The 21243-nt window shown below is 68.5% G+C and carries 14 protein-coding genes; 5 read left to right on the top strand and 9 right to left on the bottom strand.

What is annotated here, in order from left to right:
* The first annotated feature begins 13 nt into the window (after positions 1 to 13).
* Together queE and SRAA_RS10465 are read left to right on the top strand one after the other, a co-directional pair.
* Complete coding sequence (gene queE, locus SRAA_RS10470) at positions 14 to 670, top strand: 7-carboxy-7-deazaguanine synthase (protein ID WP_045532583.1); 657 nt, start codon at positions 14 to 16, stop codon at positions 668 to 670.
* 170 nt (positions 671 to 840) lie between these two features.
* Entirely contained in the window at positions 841 to 2970 is a 2130-nt protein-coding gene (locus tag SRAA_RS10465; RefSeq protein ID WP_045532582.1) for a ribonuclease catalytic domain-containing protein, read from the top strand.
* A gap of 12 nt (positions 2971 to 2982) precedes the next feature.
* Here SRAA_RS10465 and SRAA_RS10460 read toward each other — a convergent pair whose 3' ends face one another.
* From SRAA_RS10460 to SRAA_RS10420, 9 genes are all read right to left on the bottom strand, one after another.
* On the bottom strand, positions 2983 to 3654 hold the full coding sequence (locus tag SRAA_RS10460) for a histidine phosphatase family protein (protein ID WP_045533736.1): 672 nt from the start codon (positions 3652 to 3654) through the stop codon (positions 2983 to 2985).
* A 71-nt stretch (positions 3655 to 3725) separates the two neighbouring features.
* The gene (locus SRAA_RS10455) at positions 3726 to 5738 is read right to left on the bottom strand and encodes an ABC-F family ATP-binding cassette domain-containing protein (RefSeq protein ID WP_045532581.1); all 2013 of its coding nucleotides are present in this window, start codon (positions 5736 to 5738) and stop codon (positions 3726 to 3728) included.
* Positions 5739 to 5819: 81 nt separating this feature from the next.
* Positions 5820 to 8531 (bottom strand): DEAD/DEAH box helicase, encoded by a 2712-nt coding sequence (locus SRAA_RS10450; RefSeq protein WP_045532579.1) that lies wholly within the window; start codon positions 8529 to 8531, stop codon positions 5820 to 5822.
* Complete coding sequence (locus SRAA_RS10445) at positions 8528 to 8935, bottom strand: type II toxin-antitoxin system VapC family toxin (protein WP_045532578.1); 408 nt, start codon at positions 8933 to 8935, stop codon at positions 8528 to 8530. Before SRAA_RS10445 ends, SRAA_RS10450 begins: the two co-directional genes overlap by 4 nt.
* A complete protein-coding gene (locus SRAA_RS10440; RefSeq protein ID WP_045532576.1) occupies positions 8932 to 9180 on the bottom strand; it encodes a DUF2281 domain-containing protein in 249 nt (82 codons plus the stop codon). The genes SRAA_RS10445 and SRAA_RS10440 overlap by 4 nt, the downstream gene beginning before the upstream one ends.
* Before the next feature lie 123 nt (positions 9181 to 9303).
* Positions 9304 to 10914: a site-specific DNA-methyltransferase gene (locus tag SRAA_RS10435; protein WP_045532574.1), complete on the bottom strand. Its 1611-nt coding sequence runs from the start codon at positions 10912 to 10914 to the stop codon at positions 9304 to 9306.
* Positions 10915 to 11180: 266 nt separating this feature from the next.
* Positions 11181 to 12305, bottom strand: a complete 1125-nt coding sequence (locus SRAA_RS10430) for a DMT family transporter (protein ID WP_045532572.1) — start codon at positions 12303 to 12305, stop codon at positions 11181 to 11183.
* Complete coding sequence (locus tag SRAA_RS10425) at positions 12302 to 15835, bottom strand: UvrD-helicase domain-containing protein (RefSeq protein WP_045533735.1); 3534 nt, start codon at positions 15833 to 15835, stop codon at positions 12302 to 12304. Before SRAA_RS10425 ends, SRAA_RS10430 begins: the two co-directional genes overlap by 4 nt.
* Positions 15832 to 18717 carry a PD-(D/E)XK nuclease family protein gene (locus tag SRAA_RS10420; protein WP_045532571.1) on the bottom strand — a complete coding sequence of 962 codons (2886 nt, stop codon included), beginning with the start codon at positions 18715 to 18717 and terminating at the stop codon, positions 15832 to 15834. Before SRAA_RS10420 ends, SRAA_RS10425 begins: the two co-directional genes overlap by 4 nt.
* A 375-nt stretch (positions 18718 to 19092) precedes the next feature.
* Here SRAA_RS10420 and SRAA_RS10415 point away from each other — a divergent pair, with 375 nt between their 5' ends.
* The 3 genes from SRAA_RS10415 to hypB all read left to right on the top strand — a co-directional run bounded on the left by SRAA_RS10415 (position 19093) and on the right by hypB (position 21241).
* A complete protein-coding gene (locus SRAA_RS10415; protein ID WP_045532569.1) occupies positions 19093 to 19713 on the top strand; it encodes a HupE/UreJ family protein in 621 nt (206 codons plus the stop codon).
* 24 nt (positions 19714 to 19737) lie between these two features.
* Complete coding sequence (locus SRAA_RS10410) at positions 19738 to 20085, top strand: hydrogenase maturation nickel metallochaperone HypA/HybF (protein WP_045532567.1); 348 nt, start codon at positions 19738 to 19740, stop codon at positions 20083 to 20085.
* Positions 20086 to 20182: 97 nt separating this feature from the next.
* Positions 20183 to 21241, top strand: coding sequence for a hydrogenase nickel incorporation protein HypB (gene hypB / locus SRAA_RS10405; protein WP_045532565.1), 1059 nt, complete (start codon positions 20183 to 20185; stop codon positions 21239 to 21241).
* Positions 21242 to 21243 lie beyond the last annotated feature (2 nt).

Raw genomic sequence — 21243 nt, 5'->3', positions numbered from 1 at the left:
GTGCGCCACTGAAATGAACTACAGCGTCAAAGAAATTTTCTACACCCTGCAAGGCGAGGGCGCCCAGAGCGGGCGCGCCGCCGTGTTTTGCCGCTTTGCCGGTTGCAACCTCTGGAGCGGCCGCGAGGCCGACCGGGCCAGCGCCCAGTGCCGTTTTTGCGACACCGATTTCGTGGGCACCGACGGCAGCGGCGGCGGCAAATTTGCCAGCGCGCTGGCGCTGGCGCAGGCGGTGTGGGCCTGCTGGGGCGGCGGCAGCGGAATAAGTTCGGGTTTGGGCGCAGGCCGGCCGCTGGTGGTGTGCACGGGCGGCGAGCCGCTGCTGCAGCTCGACGCCGCCCTGATCGAGGCGCTGCATGCCCAAGGCTTTGAGATCGCCGTCGAGACCAATGGCACGCTGGCGCTGCCCGAAGGGCTGGACTGGGTCTGCGTCAGCCCCAAGGCCGACGCCGAGCTGCGCGTGCAGCGCGGCGACGAGCTCAAGCTGGTCTATCCGCAAGCCGAGGCCCCGCCCGAGCGCTTTGCGGGGCTGGACTTTGCGCACTTTTTTTTGCAGCCGCTGGATGGACCGCTGCGCCAGGCGCACACCCAGCAGGCGATCGGCTATTGCATGGCGCATCCGCAATGGCGCTTGTCGCTGCAAACCCACAAATGGCTCGGCATCCCTTGAGCGCCGGTGCGGCGATGAACCGTGCCACCAGGTCGGTGCCCGCGCAGCCGCAGCAAGGCCGTTAAACTCGGAGCCCGCCCAAGGCCGCACTGGTGCGGGCGCCGCCTCTGTGCGGCCCCCGCCGCCTCGCCATCCCTTGTTCACCCTGCCTCCGCCCGGAAAGCCCCATTTTGTACGCCCTGTTTGACGAAGCCGGTAAGTTGCTCGCTGGCCGCATCCTGTCCGAATCCGAGTCCGCGCTGCAAGTCGAGCTGGAGTCGGGCAAGCGCGTCAAGGTCAAGGCCGCCTTGGTGCTGCTGCGCTTTGCCCAGCCCGAGCCGAGCGCGCTGCTGCAGGCGGCCGAGGCCCTGCGGCCGCAGATCGAGCTCGAGCTGGCGTGGGAGTTTGCGCCCGAGGCCGAGTTTGGCTTTGCCGAACTGGCGGCCGAGTATTTTCAGGACCCGCCCACCACGGCGCAGCAACTCGCCGCCTTGTTGCGCCTAGGCGAGGCGCCGCATTATTTTCGCCGCGCCGGCAAGGGGCGCTACAAAAAAGCCCCGGCGGAGGTGGTGCAGCAGGCGCTGGCGGCGATCGAGAAAAAGCGCCAGATCCAGGCCCAGACCGAGGCCTGGGCGGCCGAGTTGGCTGCGGGCCAGTGCCCGCCGGCGGTGGCCCAGCAGCTCTATAAAATCCTGTTTCGGCCCGATAAAAACGCGCCCGAGTACAAGGCCGTGGTGCACGCCGCGCGCAGCAGCCACACCGCCCCCTTGCTGCTGCTGCAGCGCGCGGGCGCCATCCGCAATGCCTACGAATTTCATTGGCAGCGCTTTTTGTTCGATCAGTTCCCCAAGGGCGTGGGTTTTGCGGCGCTGCCGCCCCTGCCGCCCTTGCCCGAGAACCTGCCGCTGGCCACGGTGCAGGCGTTTTCGATCGACGACTCCAGCACCACCGAAATCGACGACGCGCTCAGCCTGCAGGGCCTGGGTGGCGCCGAGGTGACGCTGGGCATCCACATCGCGGCGCCGGGGCTGGCCATCGAACCCGGCGGCGCGCTCGATCAGGTGGCGCGCCAGCGCCTGTCCACCGTGTACATGCCGGGGCACAAAATCACCATGCTGCCCGACGCGGTGGTGCAGGCCTACACGCTCGACGCCGGGGGCGCGCGCCCGGCGCTGTCGCTCTACCTGCGGCTGGATGCCGAGACGCTGGAGCTGCGCGGCAGCGAGACGCGCATCGAGCAGGTGCCGATCGCGCACAACCTGCGCCACGACCAGCTCGACCAGGCCCTCAGCGTCGACTGGCTGCAAAACCCCGCTGCGGCGCCCGGGGCCCCGCTGCCCGAAGCCATCGTCGCCCTGCGCCCGCAACTGGCTTTTTTGTACCGGCTGGCGCTGCACTGCAAAGCGCGGCGCGAGGCGGTGCGCGGCAAACCCGAGACCTTCACCCGGCCCGACTACACCTTTGCCCTGCAAGACGCGCCCCCCGAAGGCCCGACGGGCGATGAGCGGGTGCAGATCGGCACCCGCAGCCGCGGCGCGCCGCTGGACCTGATGGTGGCCGAGGCCATGATTCTGGCCAACAGCACCTGGGGCCAGTGGCTGGCCGACTGCGGCGTGCCCGCCATCTACCGCAGCCAGGCCAGCCTGGCGCCGGGCATCAAGGTGCGCATGGGGGCCAGGGCGCTGCCGCACGCCGGCATCGGGGTGGCTTGCTACGCCTGGAGCAGCTCGCCGCTGCGCCGCTACACCGATCTGGTCAACCAGTGGCAACTGATCGCTTGCGTGCGCCACGGCAAGGCGGCCGCGCTGGCGGCGCCCTTCAAGCCGCGCGACACCGCCCTGCTGGTGGTCATCAGCGCCTTCGACGCCGCCTACACCGCCTACGCCCAGTTTCAAAACGGCATGGAGCGCTACTGGACGCTGCGCTACCTGCAGCAACAGCAGATCGGCGAGCTCAGCGCCAGCGTCATCAAAGACGGGCTGGTGCGCGCCGACACCCTGCCGCTGGTGCTCAACGCCGCCGGCAGCGCGGGGCTGGCGCGCGGCACCCCGGTGCGGCTGCGGCTGGGCGACATCGACCTGATTGGGCTCGAGGTGTCGGCCAGCGTGATCGAGCAACTGGCGCGCACGGCCCCAACTGGCGCCGAGTCCGCTGAACCCGAGCCCGACGAGGAGGACGAAGCCGCGCTGGCCCCCGCGCTGGCGCTGGCGGTGGACCTCGATGACGACGCCGAGTCGGAGACGCTGCCGCCATCCGACAGCGCCTCTGAAGTTGCAGAGGTGGCGGCGCCCAACGAAGCGGCGCACAAAGCCGCGCCTTGAGGCCGCGGCGCCTCAGGCGTAGCTGATCCAGTCGGCCTGCTCGGGCTGCGCCAGGTGCGGCAGCGTGTTGAAGCTTTGCAGCGTGTGGCGCTTGGGGTTGAATTCGAATTCGGTGAGCGCGGTGTTGCGCAGCCGCAGGTTGAGCTCGATCGTGGTCTCGGGTGTGGTGCCCAGCAGGTGGCCGACGGCGGTGGCGATCGGGCCGCCGCTGCTGACGATCAGCACCCGGCCTTGGCCGAGCTGGCGCACATGGTCCAGCGCCGCCACCACGCCGGCCACAAAGGCCGGGTAGTCGGGCATGCCCACTGGCGTGAGCACGCCCGCCATCCACTGGCGCAGCGCGTCGCGCAGCAGCCGAAAATGCTGCCGGTAGCCCTCGGGGGTGTGGGGCGACGGCAGGGGCGCGGCGTGCAGGGCCTCGATCAGGGCGGCGCTGTCGTACTCGTTCAGGCCCGGCCATGGCAGCGGCTCGGGGGTCGGGCCGCCGAGTCCGCGTGCCAGCGCATCCCAGGTCTGGGTGTGGCGGCGCAAGGTGCCACACAGCACCGCATCGGGCTGCCAGCCGTGGGCGCGCAGGTGCTCGCCCAAGCGCAGGCTCTGGCGCTGCCCGAGCGGGCTCAGGCGGTCGTAGTCGTCGGCGCCAAACGAGGCCTGGCCGTGGCGCACCAAGTAGAGCGTTCCCATGGGGTTGCGATTGTGCGGCCGCCAGAGGGCCGTGCGCGTCGCCAAGGCGACCTGAGCGCGGGGCCCGAGGATCAACCCGGCTGCCCCAGCGCCTCCCAGCGTTCCAGCGCCTGCAGCAGCTCGTCTTCGATGACGGCGTGGCGCTGTGTCAGCGCGCTGGCGCGCTCCGGGTGGCGCGCAAACAGCAAGCCGTCGCCCAATTCGGCGGCTATGGCTTTTTGCTCGGCCTCCAGCGCCTCGATGCGCTGCGGCAGCGCTTCCAGTTCGCGCTGCTCTTTGTAGCTGAGCTTGCGCTTGGCGGCGGCGGGGGTGGCCGTCGGCTGCGGCGCGCTGCTGGCGGGTGCGGGGGATGGGGCGGGTGATCCAGCGGAGGGTGCCGCAGAGCTTGATGCAGCGTTTGCAGTCGCGCCGCCGCGAGCCTGCCCGGTGCCGGCGGCCAGAGCGGCTCCGGGCAGGCTCGCCGCACCTTCGCTGCGCTTGCCCCACACCGGGGCGGCGCCGTGCACGCGCATCGATTGGGCGATCCAGTCTTCGACCCCGCCTTCGTACTCGCGCCACTGGCCCGCGCCCTCGAATACGATGGTGCTGGTGACCACGTTGTCGAGGAAGCGCCGGTCGTGGCTGACCAAGAACACGGTGCCGTCGAACTCGGTCAGCAACTGCTCCAGCAGCTCCAGCGTTTCGATGTCGAGGTCGTTGGTGGGCTCATCGAGCACCAGCACGTTGGCCGGGCGCGCAAACAGCCGCGCCAGCAGCAGCCGGTTGCGCTCGCCGCCCGAGAGCGCGCTGATGGGCGCGCGCGCCCGCGCCGGGGCAAACAAAAAGTCGGCCAAATAGCTGCGCACGTGGATGCGGCGGGTGCCGATCTCGATCCACTCGCTGCCGGGGCTGATGAAGTCCTCCAGCGTGGCGTTGAGGTCCAGCGCGTCGCGCATCTGGTCGAAGTAGGCCACTTCGATCCGGCTGCCGCTGCGCACGCTGCCGCTGTCGGGGGCGAGCTGGCCCAAAATCAGCTTGAGCAGGGTGGTTTTGCCGGCGCCGTTGGGGCCGATCAGCCCGACCTTGTCGCCGCGCAAAATGGTGGCAGAAAAGTTGTCGATGATGCAGCGGCGCTCGGGGCCCTCGCCAAAGCTTTTGCACACGCCCTCGAGCTCGGCCACCAAGCGCCCGCTGCCTTGGCCGCTGTTCACGTCCAGCCGCACCTGCCCGACGGCGGCGCGGCGCTGGGCGTGTTCGGCGCGCAGGCTGTGCAAGCGCTCGATGCGCGCCTGGGCCCGCGTGCGCCGCGCCTCCACGCCTTTGCGTATCCACTGCTCCTCTTGCGCCAGCAGCTTGTCGGCGCGGGCGTTGAGCAGCGCCTCTTGCGCCAGCCGCTGCGCTTTCTGGCGCTCGAAGGCGCTGAAGGCGCCGTCGTAGCTGTGCAGTTGGCCGCGGTCGAGCTCCACTATGCGGGTGCAGACGCGGTCTAGGAAGTCGCGGTCGTGGCTGATCAGCAGCAGCGTGCCGCGAAACTCGCGCAACAGCTCGGCCAGCCAGCCGATGGCGTCGAGGTCGAGGTGGTTGGTCGGCTCATCGAGCAGCAGCAAATCGGGCAAGGCCACCAGCGCCTGCGCCAGTGCCACGCGCTTGCGCACCCCGCCAGAGAGGCTGCCAACGCGCTCATCGGCTTGCAGCCCGAGCCGGCTCAGGGTTTGCTCGACGCGCTGCTCCCAGTTCCAGCCGTCCAGGGTTTCGATCTCGCTTTGCAGCGCGTCGAGGTCGCAACCCGGCTCGTGCGCCAGGTAGCGCTGCACCAGTTGCTGCACCCGCTGCAAGCCCACGCTCACGGCCTCGAACACGCTGGCCTCGGGGTCCAGATCGGGTTCTTGGGGCACATAGGCCAGCCGCAGCCCGTTCTGGCGCTGCACGGCCCCGTCGTCGGGCCGCTCCAGGCCAGCGATGATTTTGAGCAGCGACGATTTGCCGCTGCCATTGCGCCCCACCAGGCCGACGCGTTCGCCGGCTTGGAGCGAAAAATCCACCCGATTGAGCAGCGGCAGGTGGCCGTAGGCGAGGCTAAGGCCGGTTAAGGTGATCCATGTCATGGGGGGGATTGTCCATCAGAGTGGCTGGGGCGCTTGGGGAGCAAGGATGCGCTGCAAAACGGGCCTGCATTGCTTGCCAGCTCAGAGCTGCGCTTCGACCCAATCCCAGCGCTTGTCCTTGACCATCACGAACCGGCATCGCCCTTGCGACAAGTTGGCCCACAGGCCGCCGATCAAGCGATCATCCTCTGCCCCGTTCCAGCGATCGGCGCCCTTGTATTCCACGGCCAGAATCGCGCCGGGCTGGTCGGTGCGGCCGGGCAACTGGCACAGGAAATCCGGGTAGAAGCGGCCATCGGCCTTTTGTAGAAAGAATGAGCAGCCTTCGCGCCGCACCAGGTTGCGCACCCAAAACTGGATGCGGCCCTGTTGCGCCCAGATGTCCAACTGGCAGGCGCACTCAAATTCCTCGGCGCTGTCGAAATCGCCCATGCGCCCGTAGTAGTGCCGGCGGAAATCGAAGTGCCCAAAGCGCCCGTCGTAGTCGCGGCTCGGCGCGTAGGCTTGGGCGTGAAACTCGAAGGCGTATTCATCGCTCACCGCCACGCGCGCAGCCGCATCGGCACCGAATAGCGTCTGCTGGAAAGCCCTGGCCACGGCCTGCTGGCGCAGATCACGAATGCGCGCCTCCAGCAGATTGCGAATCAGGAATTTTTGCAGATTGGCGCGCGCCAGCGTGAAACCGCCTTGGCGCAGCAAGTTGGCCAGCCAAGCTGCGACAAAAGCCTGCTTGCTGGCGTGGGTCAGCGACGGCTCAGGCAGGTTGCGGCACAGCCAGGTGGCAATACGAACCGCGTCCCAGTTTTCGGGCTGATAGACCAAACCCAGATCGCGCTGCAACTCGGGCAGGAAGCGCGTCACCACATGGCCACCCGCGTCGATGTCGATCTCGCCGCCTTCCGAGACTTTCAGCGCCGCGCCCAATGCCTGAAGGTCGTCAGCCGTCGGGGCGGCATCGTAGGGCGACAAGTCCCACGGGTACTCCAGCACCTCGGGGTCGTCAAACAGCGCCAATTCGCCATTTTTTTCGGCCCCGGTGCGCAAGGCCAAAGCGGGCACGCGCAGGCGCAGGCCCAATTCGGCGGGCGTCTGGAAAAACTCAATCGCCGTGCTGCGGCTTTCTTCGGCGGCCTGCATGATCGCCGCCACAGCGCTTTCCGAGCTGACCGATGCCTGGAGGGCTTCGGCCTCGTCCTCGCTCAGTGGTGCGCTCAGGGTCAGCGTGTTGAGCTTGCCGTCCCAGCTCACCTTGTCGCGCACCGCTTTGGGCACGCGCTTGAGGTCGGGCTTTTCCGACAAGGTGATGGCAATAGGCCGAACGATCACGCGCCCGGCGTGGCCACCTAGGTCCAGCCGCGCCTGCTCGGCCTTGGCGGCGGTGACGAACTCGGCGACTTCGCGCCGCTCGAATCCGGCACCGGCCACCAACCGATCGCGCAGCGCGCCAGCCGTCTCGGCAAAGTTGCGCGACACCACAAAGGCATAAGACTGGTTCAGCGCCCGGGCGCTGCGCAGGCTGGCACCGGGCTGGCGCAGCACGCGCCCGAGCAACTGCTCCACCGCGGTGGCCGACGACAGCGCAGCCATGCTTACCAAAATATAGGCAAAGGGGCAGTCCCAGCCCTCGGCCAGCGCCTTTTGGGTGATGACGAACTTCACCGGGCAGGCCGGGTCGGACAGCCCCAACTTGTAATCCGCGTCGATCTGCTCCAGCCCCCTTTCCTCGCCCGTGGCCAGCACGATTTCGCTGGCAGGGATGCCGTGGTTCGTGATGAGCTCGTTGCGCACGCGCTCAAAATCCAGCGTCTCGATGCCGGCGCGGCGCGGCTCCGACTGGATCAACACCAGGGGCCGCAGGTACGCAGCCCCGGCACGCCGTTCGGCATCGGCCAAGTGCTGCAAGGCCTCGCGCTGGCCAATGGCATCGGCCAGGCACTGCTGCCAGTTGGGTTCGGTTTCCAGCCGCACCGGCAACTTGATCATTTCCTCGGCCTTCAACTCGGCGGCGGACACGCTGTGCAGCACGTTGCTTGGTGTGCGCTCCAGATCGGGGGTGGCGGTAAGCTCCAACACGCCACTGGGGCGCAAGCGCGCCAACATATCGAAGGCCAGATCGGTGCGGCTGTTGTGCGCCTCGTCCACCACCACAAAGGGCCGACGCAGGCGCAGCACGTTGGCCAGCGAATACGGTGTGGTGCGCTCGGCCCCGCTGCCCTCGGTCAGCAACCCATCGCGCTGGCGGGGCGAAAGGTTGTCAAAGTGGTGCATCAGGGCGCCGCTGGACTGATACACCTTGCGGCATTCCTCCTCTTCCACCTGAAATGCCTGCCGGGTGGCGACGATGACGGCAGTCGAGGTGTCAAGCGTGGCGCGGGTGAGGCCCTTGGCGGCTTCCAGATCCAGCACCGTGATCGGCCCGGCCTCGCGCAGTGCCGCGTGGTACGGGTGGTTGCGGTCTTGCAAGGCCTTGATGGTCTGCTCACGAATCGGCTTGCTCGGCACCAGCCACAGGATCACGCTGTGCTCGGTTCGCAACAGATGCGTGTTGACCAGCGCCACGCTCTTGGCTGCCAGCCAGGTCTTGCCGCCGCCAGTGGGCACGCGCAGGCAAAAATACGGCATCTCGGCCGGAAAACCCTGCAAAGGGTGGTAGGCGCTGCCACGGCCCCACAGACGCTCGGTGGTGGCGGCAAAGGCCAGCGACGGCGACGGCAGTTCGTGGCAAGCCTTGAAATAGGCCTGCACGCTGTCGAGCACTTGTTGCTGGTAGGTTTTGGGGGTGAAGCTGCTCATGCAACATCCTGCCAATTTTCAACCGTTAGGTTTGGCACACGGCTGAACTCGGACACATTGCGCGTCACCAAGCATAAACCCGCCGCGCGCGCAATGGCGGCAATTTGCATATCGTAGGGGCCGATCGGCTGCCCCGCCCGCGCCAGTATTGCGCGAATTTCACCGCAATGTTCGGCCGCGCGATCATCGAAAGACAGGCTGGGCACATGAACCACCAGCTCCCGGATGCGCGCCTGATTTTCAGCTATCCGCTCACTTTTGCAGGCACCGAACCAAAGTTCAGACCATACGGGTGAACACAGATACAGTGCATCCAGCCCGGCGCGGCGCACACCCGCGACAACCCCGGCCTGGTTCTTGAGCAAGGCAATCCAGGCATTGGTATCCAGCAAAAAGCCTTTCATCCAAGCGACTCCCTGGGCGCATCGCTTGCCAGTCCGGCATCGTCGATATCATCTGGAAAATCATCACCCACGCTCCCGGCAATGCGCTCGATAAACGCTTCGGTCGTCAGTCGGCCAGAGGTGGCGGGAGTGGCGGGGGTAATGTGGTAGCGCTGTTCGAGATAAGCGATGAAATCCAGCGCTTCCCGTTGCAGATCCGCGGGTAGCCCCCGCGCATGGGCATAAATCGTGTCGGACAGATTCATGTTCGCACTCCTATCTTCAGTCTGTTGCAAAGTTGCATTGTGGGCGGCGCGTTTGAGAGCAGCAAGCGCCCCAAGCAAATCAGGGTCTTGGGTACTTTCGCGAGGAGGCAAGACTTGCATTGCTCACACCTCCAGCGCGTAAGGGGTTTGCTTGAAGCACACGCTTTCGCGGGCGGCACGGGGCCCCATGCGGTTGGCGGCGGCGTAGATCACTTTCGGGCCAGCGAACTGGGGCAGCCGATCGAACACCGGGCCGGTGAGCACGTTGCCCCCTGCGGCCGATTTGTCTTTGAGGATGCCGTTGTAGAGCAAGTAGATGGCGCGACCCTCAAAAATGCCCAGCAGCGGCGAATCGGCGTGGCCGTTCCAGCCCGCACCGGTTTCGGCAAACCAGACAAACTCGGCCAGTTGCGCAAAGCCCACATCGTGGCGGATTTGGCCCCCGGCATCGAACAGCGGCTCGGCCGACAAGCGGCAAAACTGGAAGCCTCCACCCAGACCTGCTACTGCTTGCCCTTTGGCGTTGGTGTAGCCGCGGGCGACACGCTGGACGCGCTCGCGCGTGACGTTTTGCGCGATGTTTGCATCCATTTCCACGAGGATGAAACGGCGGCTGCCGCCGTCCTCGGCGTTTTGCTTGAGCACCGCGTGGCCGGTGGTGCCGGAGCCAGCGAAGCTGTCGAGGATCAAGTCGTCACCCCGCGTGCACATTTGGAGGAACTGCTTAATTAGTTCCGGCGGTTTCGGTGTTTCAAATGGAGAATGCCCGCCAAAAATTTCTTTGAGGGCGTTCTTGGCATCCTCGTTGGTTGATGCCTCATTTGCGAAGAGGATTGTCTCAGGGGTTAGACCTCTCTGTTTCTCATGCAGGAAGGTTTTTATTCTCGGGACATTATTCCCGGACTCGCCGAAAGAAATTCTCGTGCTGGCAATCATCTCTTGCATGACGCTTTCCGTGTAAACCCAGCATCGACCACTCGGAAGTTTGTGGTGCTTTCCATTTGGAGCCGTCAAGACGTAAAACTGAGATTTTGTACCGTGACCAGCTTGTGCTGTAGCTGGGTCAGATTTCCAAGGGCCTCTCACATCGTTGTCTGGATTTTTGTACCTTGCCAAGGCTTCTGTGTTCATCGGGAGTGGCTTAAATGCTTTGCCAATGTGCTCGCCATTCATCGCATAGGCAATAACATGATCGTGCCGAATAGAAATGATTTTTCGATTTTCTCGGTTCTTTCTTTTTTCCCATATGAACTGAGCGATGAAATTATTAACGCCGAAAATTTCGTCCATCAACAACCGCAACGCCGCCACCTCGTTGTCGTCGATGGAAACAAAGATCGCCCCGTCCTCGCGCAAAAACTGCTTGAGCAACACCAGGCGCGGGTACATCATGCACAGCCAGCGGTCGTGCCGGTCCAGCGTCTCGCCTTCCTTGCCCACCACCTCGCCCAGCCAGCGGCGAATTTCGGGGCTGTTGACGTTGTCGTTGTAGGCCCAGCCCTCGTTGCCGGTGTTGTAAGGCGGGTCGATGTAGATGCACTTGACCCGCCCCGCGTAGCGCGGCAGCAGCGCTTTGAGCGCGTGCAGGTTGTCGCCCTGCACGATCAGGTTGCCCGAATCTGGTCCTTGAGCCGGGCCGCAGCAAAGCTCAGGCACGGGCTCCAGCAGGCGGAACGGCACTTCTTTATGGTGTTTGACGACGGCTTCCTTGCCGATCCAGTTCAATGTAGGCATGGGTGCCCATTCCCTCAAAAAATCTTGGCGCAAAGGCCGCTAGCCCGCGCCGCTTAGCCAAACCCGCAGGCGACAAAAATCGCAACAAGTGGCCAGTGCGCCGCAGCGCGGCCAGCACGAGGCGGGTAAGCGGGTGTGCGGGCTCAATGTAGCACAGGCCGCATTTGCTGCAACCCGCAAGCCGCGCCAGCGGGTGCTTGAGGCATTTTTGGGCACACCTTGGCGGCACACCGGTGCGTCCGCATGGCTGCCCGCGCCGCTGCACTTCAATGGCGGTGCTGGTGGTGCGTGTCGGGGTAGTGCGGGTGCCGGTGCGTGAGGGGCTCGTGGCGGTGCCAGTGCCGGTGCCCCAAGGGGCTTTCCGTGCCCGTGCCGCCCTCATGCGTGTGGCTGTGGTGCGCGTCGTGCGCGTGCCAGTGTTCGTGCTCTTGCGCCTCGTGCGGGTGCAGGTGGGCGTGGCGCTCGCCCAGGTGCAGCCAGACCCCCACGGCCATGAGCAGGCCGGCGAGCCAGAACAGCCAGCTGGTGGCCTCGCCCAGCAGCAGCAGCGAGAGCGCCACGCCGATGAAGGGGGCGGTGGCGAAGTAGGCGCTGGCGCGCGCCGTGCCCAACCCGCGCAGCGCCAGCACGAACAACACCAGGCTCACGCCGTAGCCCAGCAAGCCAACCAACATGGCCGCCAGCGCGGGGCCCGTGGCGGGCCAGGTGGCACCCAGCGCCAGCGCCGCACCGCTGCTCACCACCCCGGCCACCAGCCCGCGGCTGCCGGCGATGAACAGGGCGTCGGCGGCGGCGACTTTGCGCGTCAGGTTGTTGTCGATGGCCCAGCACAGGCAGGCCAGCGCCACCAGCAGCGGCCCCAGCCAAGCGGCGCTGGCTGCCGCCCAGGCGCTGGGGGCGATCAAGGCGGCTCCAGTGCCCGTCAAGGCGGCGCTAGCTGCGGAAGTGGCGGTAGCGGCCGGGTCGGTGGGCCAGGCCAGCAGCAGCCCCCCGGCCACGATGGCCAGCATGCCGGTGACCACGCGCCGACTGGCGTGCTCACGAAACACCAGCCAGGCCAGCAGCGCGGTGAACACCGCCTCCAAGTTGAGCAGCAGCGAGGCGCTGGCGGCGCTGCTGAGCTGCAGGCCAAACATGAGTGTGGCGGTGCCGACCACGCCGCCGACGGCGATGGCCGCACCCAGCCAGCCCCAGTCGTGCCCGTGCAGGCCGGGGTGTCGCCAGCCCCGGTCGCGCAGCAGCCGGTACAGCAGCAGCCCGAGACCGGCCCCGAGGTAAAGCAGGCCGCCCAGCAGCAGCGGCGGCACCTGGTCGAGCAACTGCTTGGCCAGCGGGGTGCTGGCCCCAAACAGCAGCGCCGAAGCCAGGGCGTAGGCGATGGAGCGGTTCATGGGGTGGGGGGCTTTGCGTCCGCCAGCGGCAGCAAGCGCCCGCTGTGGGTGAGAAACAGCGCCAGTTGCACCGGCAGGCCGTCGTCGAACAGGGCGCGGTAGCGCTGCAATTGGGCCTGCCAAAGTGGCAGGGCGGCGCTTTCGTGGGCCGTGGTTTTGTAGTCGATGATCCAGCGTGTGCCTTCGTGCACGAAAGTGCGGTCGATCAGGTGCAGCGTGGGGCTGCTGGTGGCTTCGGTGGGGGCGCTGCCGATGGCGCATTCGCTGGCCGCGTGCGGATGCGGCGCCAGCAGCCAGCGGCCGTCGGCGCTGCTGAGGGTGTTGTGCAGGTGCTGCTGCACCTCGGCGGCGGCGGCGCTGGCCTGCGCCTCGGCCAAGCCTTGGCCGCGCAACCAGGGCTGCATGGCGGCATGCAGCGCGGGCAGGCGCGTCACAGGCCAAGCGTCCAGCCCGTCGTGGGCGATCAGCTCTAGGTAGCGGTGCACCAGTGTGCCGACGGCTGCGGCGGCAGCGGGCGGGGCCGCATCGGCGGGCGGCGCGCTGTCAGCGGGTGCAGGCGCAGTGCTGGGCATGGCATGGGGCGACCAGGCCGCCGGCCAGCCGGGCTGGCGCAGGCGCTGCAACTGGGGCACGAAGTCGGCCAAGGGCGGCACCGGGTCGGCGGCGTTGGCGCGCGCGGCCGGGCTTGCGGCCGGTGCAACCGACTGCCAATGGCGCAAAAACTCGGCTTCAGCCTGCGGCCACAGCAGCGCCAGCAGGCTGTCTTTGTGGGGCGCGCGCAAGGTGTCGGCCGGGCTGGCCGGGCGCACGCAACCCAGCAGATGCAATTGGCTGCGGGCCCGGGTGGTGGCCACGTAGAGCAAGCGGCGCGCTTCGTTGCGGGCGCGGGTGCGTTCGAGGTCGAGCAGGTAGTCGTACAGAGTCGGGCCGTCAGCACCCGCAGCCGCATCGGCTGCCAGCAGCAGGCGCTCGTGGCCGTGGTCGTCGAGCACCTCGTCCCACAGCAGCAAGTTGCGTTCTGGCGCGCGCGGGGGGCGCTGCAAGCCGGGCAGGATCACGGTGTCGAACTCCAGCCCCTTGGATTTGTGGATCGTCATCAGCTGCACCTGGGCGCCGGCGGGGTCGGCTGCCGCGTAGAGTCGGCTCAGTTCGGCCGCGATGCGATCGAGCTCCAACTGGCCGTGGCGGGTGCAGCGGTCCAGCACCTCGAGGGCGGCGCGCACATCGGCCAGGTCGGACGGGCTGGCCAGGCACTGCGGCCCGCCCAGCGCCTGCCAGACCCCTTCGACCCAGCGCCGCGGGCGCTGCTGCCCCTGGTGGGCCAAGGCCAGTGTGAGCACCTCGCGCAGGTGCGCCAGCCGCTGCTGGCCGTCGACGCTCAGGCCCGCGCAGCGCTCGGGTTGGTTGATCAGCTCCCAGACCGTCTGCTGGGGTGCGTCGGCCACCAGGCGGTGCAAGTCAGCCAGCAGCAGCCCACACCACGGGGCGCGCAGCAGCGCCAGCCAATGCACCCGATCCGCCAGGTGGTGCAGGGCGCGGGTCAGGGTGAGCAGGTCTTGCACCGGCTGGCGCTGCGCCAGCGCCTCGACTTCGACCGCCTGAAACGGCAGCGGCGACGCTTGCAGGCGCAGGGCCTGCACCAGCGCCTCGAGGTGTTTGCGGGCCCGCACCAGCACCGCCACCGTGCCGGAGGGGTGGGCCTGCAGGCGCTGGCGTATCAGGTGCACCACCTGTTGCGCCTCGCGCACGGCGCTGTCGGGATCGATTTCCTCGCCGTTGGCTTCGGGTTCGAGGGCGTCGAGCCCCGGCTCGGCCTGGGTGGGGTGCTCGATCTGGGGGTGCCAAAATACGCCGGCCCCGGCGCCGTCTGGACGGGTGGGGCTGGCGGGGGCGAACGCGACCGCGCCCCGGCGCGGGTCGTCGAGCGCACCAAAGACGTGCACGAAATGGCGGTTGACCCAATCGACCAGCGGCGGCAGCGAGCGGTTGTTGCGGTACAACTGCAGCGGCTCAGGCGCCAGCGCACCCAGGCCTTGGGCGCGCACTTGCAAAAACAGCCCGACTTCGGCACGCCGGAAGCGGTAGATCGACTGCATCGGGTCACCCACCAAAAACAGGGTGCGCCCGTCGCCCGCTTGCCAGCCGGCGCTCAGGCGGCGCAGCAGCTCGAGCTGGAGCGGGCTGGTGTCTTGAAATTCGTCGATCAGCAGATGGGCCACGCGGTGGTCGAGCTGCAGTTGCAGTTCGCTCGGGGCCTCGCTCTCGCCCAAGGCTTGCAGGGCTTGCAGCGCAATCGCCACGAAGTCCACTTCGCCGGCCTGCCCAAACAGCAGCCACAGGTGCGCTGCGGCGCACTTGAGCAGTTCGAGCAGGTCGGCGATCTGCTCCCGCTCGGCCGCTGCAATGTGCGGCTCGGGCAGGCGGCGCACCCGCGCCAGCGCCGCCGCGGCCGCCGGGTCGGCGTGCAGCGCCTGCAGCGCCGCCAGCAAGGGGGCGGTGAGGGCCTTGCCTTCGGCCAGGGTGAAGCCCAAGCCAGACGGGGCGCGGCTGGCGGAGCGCACCTTGGCCTCTTGGGTCAGCAGCAGCTCGGCCAGCCCACGCCAGAGCGGCAATTCGGCGCAGCAGCCCTGCAGCGGCGTGTGCCAGTCGCTCAGGGCGGCCAAGGGCGGCGCTGGGGCGGCTGGTGCGGCTGCCGCGTGCTCCGCTGGGGTGGAGGCGCGGTCGGCTTGGGCCAGTGCTTGGGCTCCTGCATAGCGCGCCGGCGCCATCAGCGCGAGCTGCCAGGCGCGCGGCAGGTGCTGCGCCAGTGAGCGCAGTTCGTCGTCGATCAGGTCGCGCAGCGCCGCTTCGGCGGCGTCGAAAGCCAGCGCCGCGTCGCCCAGCGCCAGCCACGCATCGCGCCGCGCCAGCATGGCCTGGAGTTGTAGTCGCAGGCGCGCGTGTTCGTTGTCGAAGCGGGCCAGCACGCGCTCGAGCAGCGCCGCCTGGGGCTGCTCGCCGTCGAGCAGGGCCAGGGTGTGGGCAGCCGCGCGCTGGTGGTGCAGGCCGGGGTCATCGGCCACGCGGGGCTGGCCGCCAAAGCGCGACAGCAGGGGCATTTGGCGCGCCAACCGGGCGCACAGCGCGTCGAGGGTGCCCACTTGCAGCCGGGCCGGTTGTTCCAGCAAGCCCCAGCCCAGCCGGCGGTCGCGCTCCAGCGCCTGGCGTGCCAGTTGCCAGGTGCGGCGCTTGTGCGGCTCGGGCGGCGGCTGGTTGTGCTGGCCTTGCTGCAAGGCCGCGACGATGCGCTGGCGCATCTCGGCGGCGGCCTTGTTGGTGAAGGTCAGGGCCTCGATTTGTTCGGGCTCTTGCACCTTTTCGAGCAAGGCCAGAAAGCGCTGCGTCAGCAGCTCGGTCTTGCCCGCCCCGGCCGGGGCCTGGATGATGAAGCTGCGCGTGGGGTCGAGGGCCTGTTCGCGCTGGCGCTCGTCTTGGGCCAGCAAGTCGGCCGCCAGCGGGCTGGCCGCAACCGGGTCGTGCGCGGGGCTCATGGCTTGGCAGGCTGGACGGGGGGCGTGCAGCCGGGTGTGGGGCTGGATGCGCGCAGCGCCAGCCATTGTCGGCGCCGCTCGTCCAGGCGCAGCAGCGCCAGCACGCGGCAGTGGCGCAGCGCGGGTTCATCGGGCACCCGCACGGCGGCCTCACCGCGGCGGATTTCGGCGGCGCACTCGCGCAGGCGCTCGCGCCAGTGCAGCAGCACCTCGGCCCAGCCGGGGAAGTCGGCCTCGGGGTAGCGTTTGCGCCCGCGTGCGCTGTCGAGCACGGTGGCGCCGCCGGGGTTGAATGCGGCCTGGGCCACCAAGCCGGCCCAGGCCGGCTTTTTCAGGCTCACCTTGGCAAACAGGGCACCGGCCACGGGGTCGGGGCGCGCTCCTGCAGGGTGGGCCGTGGCCGGGGCGGCGCCCAAGTCGTGCAAAGCGCCCAGGTCGCCCCAGGTGGCGTAGAGCGGCAGTTGGGGCTCGGTCAGGCGCGCCTCGGCCCAGCTGCGGGTGTCGACGGCGGAGCCGCTTTTGTAGTCGATCACCAGCAAGCGGCCGTCGTCGAGCCGGTCGACGCGGTCGATCTGCAGCCGCAGCGCCAGGCCGTCGAGGTCGATCGCGTGCTTGGCTTCAATGGCCAGCACCGAAAAATCAGCGGGCCTCCGGGCCTCCAGCGCCAGCCACTGCAGCAGCAGGCGCTGCAAGCGGATCTGTTCCAGCCGCAGCCGGCGCGGCGTCAGCGGGGGTTGATCGGGGTCGGCGGCGCGCTGCTGCAAGGCCTCGGCCACGGCTTGCGCCACCACCTGTGCGCGCTCGGGCGCCATCAGCGCCTGCAAGGTGCGCGAGTCGCGCAGATGGGTCCAGAGGCGCGCCAGCGCCAGATGCAGCAAGCTGCCGCGCGCGCGCTCGTCGAGGCCGTCGACGGGTTCTTCGAGCCCGCGGGCGTGCAGTCGGAATTCAAAATAGGCCCAGGCCGGGCAGAGGGCTTGGGCACGCAGCAAGGCGCTGCCGCCGCGCACCGTTTCGCCGGGCGCCAGCGCGGGCGCGCGGGCGTCGAGCCGGGCCTCGAGCCGCTGCGCTGGGCCGCCGTCGCGCACCACGCCATCGACCCAGTTCGTGGCCAGCGGGGCCGCGCGGCTGGCCGGGGCCAAGCCGCTGGCTGCAGACGCGGCGGCCTGCAGCAGCCACGCGCTGGGTTCGCACGGGTGGCCGCCCTGGGTGCGTGGCCACGAGAGGCAAAGCGTTGCGCTGCTGCGCAGCAGGCGCTGTTGCACCTGCTGCGCAAAGGCGCTTTGCTCGGCCGCGCTGGCGTTGGGGCAGGCGGCGCGGCGCTGGGCTTGGATGGAGAGCAAAGGGTTGGGCCGTGCCGGGGGCGGCCAAGCCGCGGCGTGCAGCCCCAGCACCCAGACCGCATCGAAGCGCTGTCCGCTGGCTTCCAGCAGGCCCAGCACTTGCAGGCGCGGCTCGCCTTCGGTCTGGGGCTGGAAGATGGTTTCGTGGCACAGCGCGCGCAACGCACTCAGCCACTGCGTCCAGGACAGGGGGCCGCTGCAGGAGTCGAGCGCGGCCAGCTCGTGCAAGGCCTCAAAAAACGCCTCGCGGGCCTGAAAGCCGTGGCTCGTCAAACGCTGCCCTTGCAGCCAGCCGCATTGCCGCAGCCAGTCGGGCACGCTGGCCGACCAGGCGCTGGGCAGCCGCTGGCCCGCACAGGCGCCGTTGCGCAGGGTTTGCAGTTGGCGCAGGGCGGGCAGCCAGGCGTCGGCGGGCGCCTCGGGCGGGCGCTGGCGCGGCTGCAAGGCCCATTCGAGCAACTGTGCCAAGCTTATCTGTGGCGGCAGGGTGCGGCGCATGCGTGCCTCCCATTGCGCCCGCGTTGGGGCCTGCTCGGGCGGCAACCAATGCGGGTGGCGCAGCAGCGCGCTCCAGTCGGCTTGGGTCGGCTCGTCGGCCGCGCACAGGCGCTGCAGCAGCAGCAGCGCCGCACCCACCAGCGGCTGCTCGGTCAGTGCCGAGCCGAGCGCAACGTTGTAGGGGCGTGGCTGCTGCGCCCGCGCTGGGTGCAGGGCCTCGGGGCAGAGCGCGTCTTCCAGCGCATCGAGCAAGGGCTGGCGCAGCTCGCCCAGGTCGGGGGCGACGATGGCCAAGCGGCAGCGGGGGTCGGCGGCCAGCCGCTGTTGCGCCCACCGCGCCGCGGCTTGGATTTCGGCGCCGGGGTCGGGGTAGCTTGCCGTTTCGATCTGGGGCGCAGGCAGCTCCTCATCCCATGGCTGCAGCGCCACCCCCAGCTCGCCCATGCGCGCCAGCAGCGCCTGCTGGAGCGGGTTGAGGCGGTGGAAGCCGGCCAGGCTGAGTTGCTGCGGCCATTGCTGTAAGCCTTGGGCGGCAGCTAGGGATGCCACCGTGGCGGCGTCGAGCTGCTCTGGCGTGGCCCAGCCGTGTTGCTGGCACCAGCGCTCGAAGTCGGCGCGCCAGTGCTGAAACTGTTGCTGCTCGGCCGACGGCGGGCCCGTGCCGGTGGCGACGCCCCAGGTCAGTTGCAGCGCCAGCGCCTCTTGGGCGGTGCGCGCCAGTGCCGCCAAATCAAACAGATACGGCGCCTCGGGGCCGAGCCGCTGCCCAATCAGCCGCTCCCACAGCCAGTGCTCCTGCACCCGGCTCAGGGGCTGGCGCGCCAGCGTGGGGTGCGGGCAGAGCCCGCGCAAAGCCCATTCCTGGCGCACCGCAGCCAGCCATTGCTCGGGGGTGCGGCAGTCGAGGGCGGGCCAATGCCGCAAGCCTTGCTCGGTGGCGCGGCGGCCCGCAGCTTGGCGCAGCGCCACCACCAGCCGCGCGCTGGCGCACAGAACCAGATGCGCAGCGGGCCGGGCGAGGTCGGTGGAGGGGTGGGTGGTCATGCGGGCAACCCTGCAGCCGGGGGCGCTCGGCTGTGGCAGGAAGGTGGTGGATGCAGTGTAGCGCGGCCCAGCCCCGGGTGGTGCAGGGCCTGCCTGGGTCGAGTCCGTCCGTTTGAGTGGCAGAAAGTTGCTGAATGAATGTGGATAAACTCCTTTCATTCGGATGCCGCAGGTGCAAGCGGTGCTTGCCTTGGTCGCGCACGCGCCGGCGTTGGCCGTTGTCAGCGGGTGTGGTCGAGTCTTGACAAATCAAGGGGCTCAAGGGCTCAGCCCAGGGTTTACACCCGTTCGCCAAAGAATGGCCTGCGGCTTGCTTGCTTTTCAGTGTCGTTTCAAACCCAGCCTGCGCGGGTTCATTTTTAGGAGACAGAAATCATGCAAGCACATCTCGTCCGCTCATTGCTACTGCTGGGCGGCCTGCTGGCTGCGGGGGCTGCGCTGGCCCACCCCGGTCACGGCGCTCACGAAGGTCATACGCTAGCGGCGGGGCTGGCACATCCGTTTGCAGCCGATCACCTGCTGGCTGTGCTGGCGGTGGGGCTGTGGTCGGTGCTGGCCTTGCCCGCTGGCAAGGCGTGGCAAGGTCCCGTCTTGTTTTTGCTGGCGCTGCCGCTGGCGGCTTGGGTCGGACTGACGGGCTTCATGCTGCCTTTCATGGAGTGGGCGCTGGCGCTGTCGGTGCTGCTGTTTGGGGCTTTGATGCTGCTGGCCGCCGCGCGCCAGCGCTTGCCGGCCGCTGTTGGGCTGGGCCTGGTGCTGCTGGCCGGGCTGCTGCACGGCTTGTCGCACGGTTTTGCAGCCCCCGGTGCCGGCTTGGCGGTCTATGGGCTGGGCATCATGGTGGCGACCGCCGCCTTGCACGGAACGGGCATGCTGGTGGGCTTGGGCGTGCAGCGCTGGCTGACCGAGCGCAGCCGCAAGCTTGCCGTGACCGGTTTGGGTGGTGCCTTGCTGGCCGGTGGCGGGGTGCTGCTGCTGGGCCACCTCGCTGCCTGAACGGCCAGCCAGGGGACTTGCGCCATGCATGAAGCCAGCTTGGCCGCCGGTGTGCTGCAACTGGTCGATGACACGGCGCAGCGCGAGGACTTTAGCCGTGTGTTGCAATTGCGGCTCGAAGTGGGCCAGTTGGCTGGGGTCGAGGTGCAGGCGCTGCGTTTTGCGCTGGCCTGCATCGCCCCCGGCACCCGGCTTGATGGGGCGCAGATCGAGATCATCGAAAGCCCCGGTCAGGGCTGGTGCTTGGGCTGCAACCAGAGCGTGACAATCGCCCAGCGCGGCCAGCCCTGCCCGTTGTGTGACAGCCATCAGATACAAGCCACGGGCGGCATGGAACTGCGCGTGCTCGACCTGCAAGTGAGCGATGATTGATGCGGTGCGGCCACGCGCCACGCGGGCTTGCCAGCCAAGCCCGGACTTGAACCCGGCGCGGGCCACCCAGCCGCCCCAACCCTAGGAGATTTGAACCATGTGCGTCGTATGCGGATGCAGCCAAAGCAGCCGGCTTGCCGGCCCCGAGCCGGCCCGTTCCGGTGCCGCCAGTTCCGGCAGCGCCTCGCCTGAAGGCCCGCAGATCGACCCGCACAGCGGCGATTTGCACTACGGCGCGGGGGCGGCCAAGGTGTCGGTGCCGGGCATGAGCCAAGCGCGCGCCATCAAGCTCGAACAAGACATTCTGGGGGCCAACCAGCGCATCGCAGAGCAGAACCGGGCCCATTTCGCGGCGCACGGGGTGCTGGCGCTCAACCTGGTCTCCAGCCCCGGGTCGGGCAAGACCACCTTGCTGTGCGCCACCATCGACGCGCTGCGCCAACGCCACCCGGCGCTGCCGGTGTCGGTGATCGAGGGCGACCAGCAGACCAGCTTCGACGCCGAGCGCATCCGCGCCACCGGCGCCCCGGCGATCCAGATCAACACCGGCAAAGGCTGCCACCTCGACGCCCCGATGGTGGCGGCGGCGTTTGCGCAACTGCACAGCCATGCGCAGCCGCACGAGCACCCGCACGACCACCCGCACGACCACGACCACGACCACCCGCACAGCCACGATCACGACCACGCGGCGCACAGCCACAGCCCCAGCCTGCTGTTCATCGAAAACGTCGGCAACCTGGTCTGTCCGGCCATGTGGGACTTGGGCGAGCGCGCCAAGGTGGCGATTTTGTCCGTCACCGAAGGCGAGGACAAGCCGCTCAAGTACCCCGATATGTTTGCCGCCGCGCAACTGATGATCCTCAACAAGATCGACCTGCTGCCGCATGTGGCCTTCAACGTGGAGCGCTGCATCGAGCTGGCGCGGCGCGTCAATCCGGGCATCGAAATTGTGCAACTCTCGGCCAGCACCGGGCAGGGCATGGAAGACTGGCTGCACTGGATAGAGCACGCGCTGGGGCACGAGCACGATCATGGCGAGCATGGGCACGCACACGCTGCGGCCAGCCCCTCGGCAGCCGAACAGGCGCTGCGCGACCGGGTGACCATGCTCGAAGCCGAACTGGCGCGGCTGCGCACCGGGGCGGTGGCCTGATC

The sequence above is a fragment of the Serpentinimonas raichei genome (assembly GCF_000828895.1).
Taxonomy (GTDB): domain Bacteria; phylum Pseudomonadota; class Gammaproteobacteria; order Burkholderiales; family Burkholderiaceae_C; genus Serpentinimonas; species Serpentinimonas raichei.
Note: the sequence above shows the minus strand (reverse complement) of the source record. Positions and strands in the feature narration are given on the sequence as shown.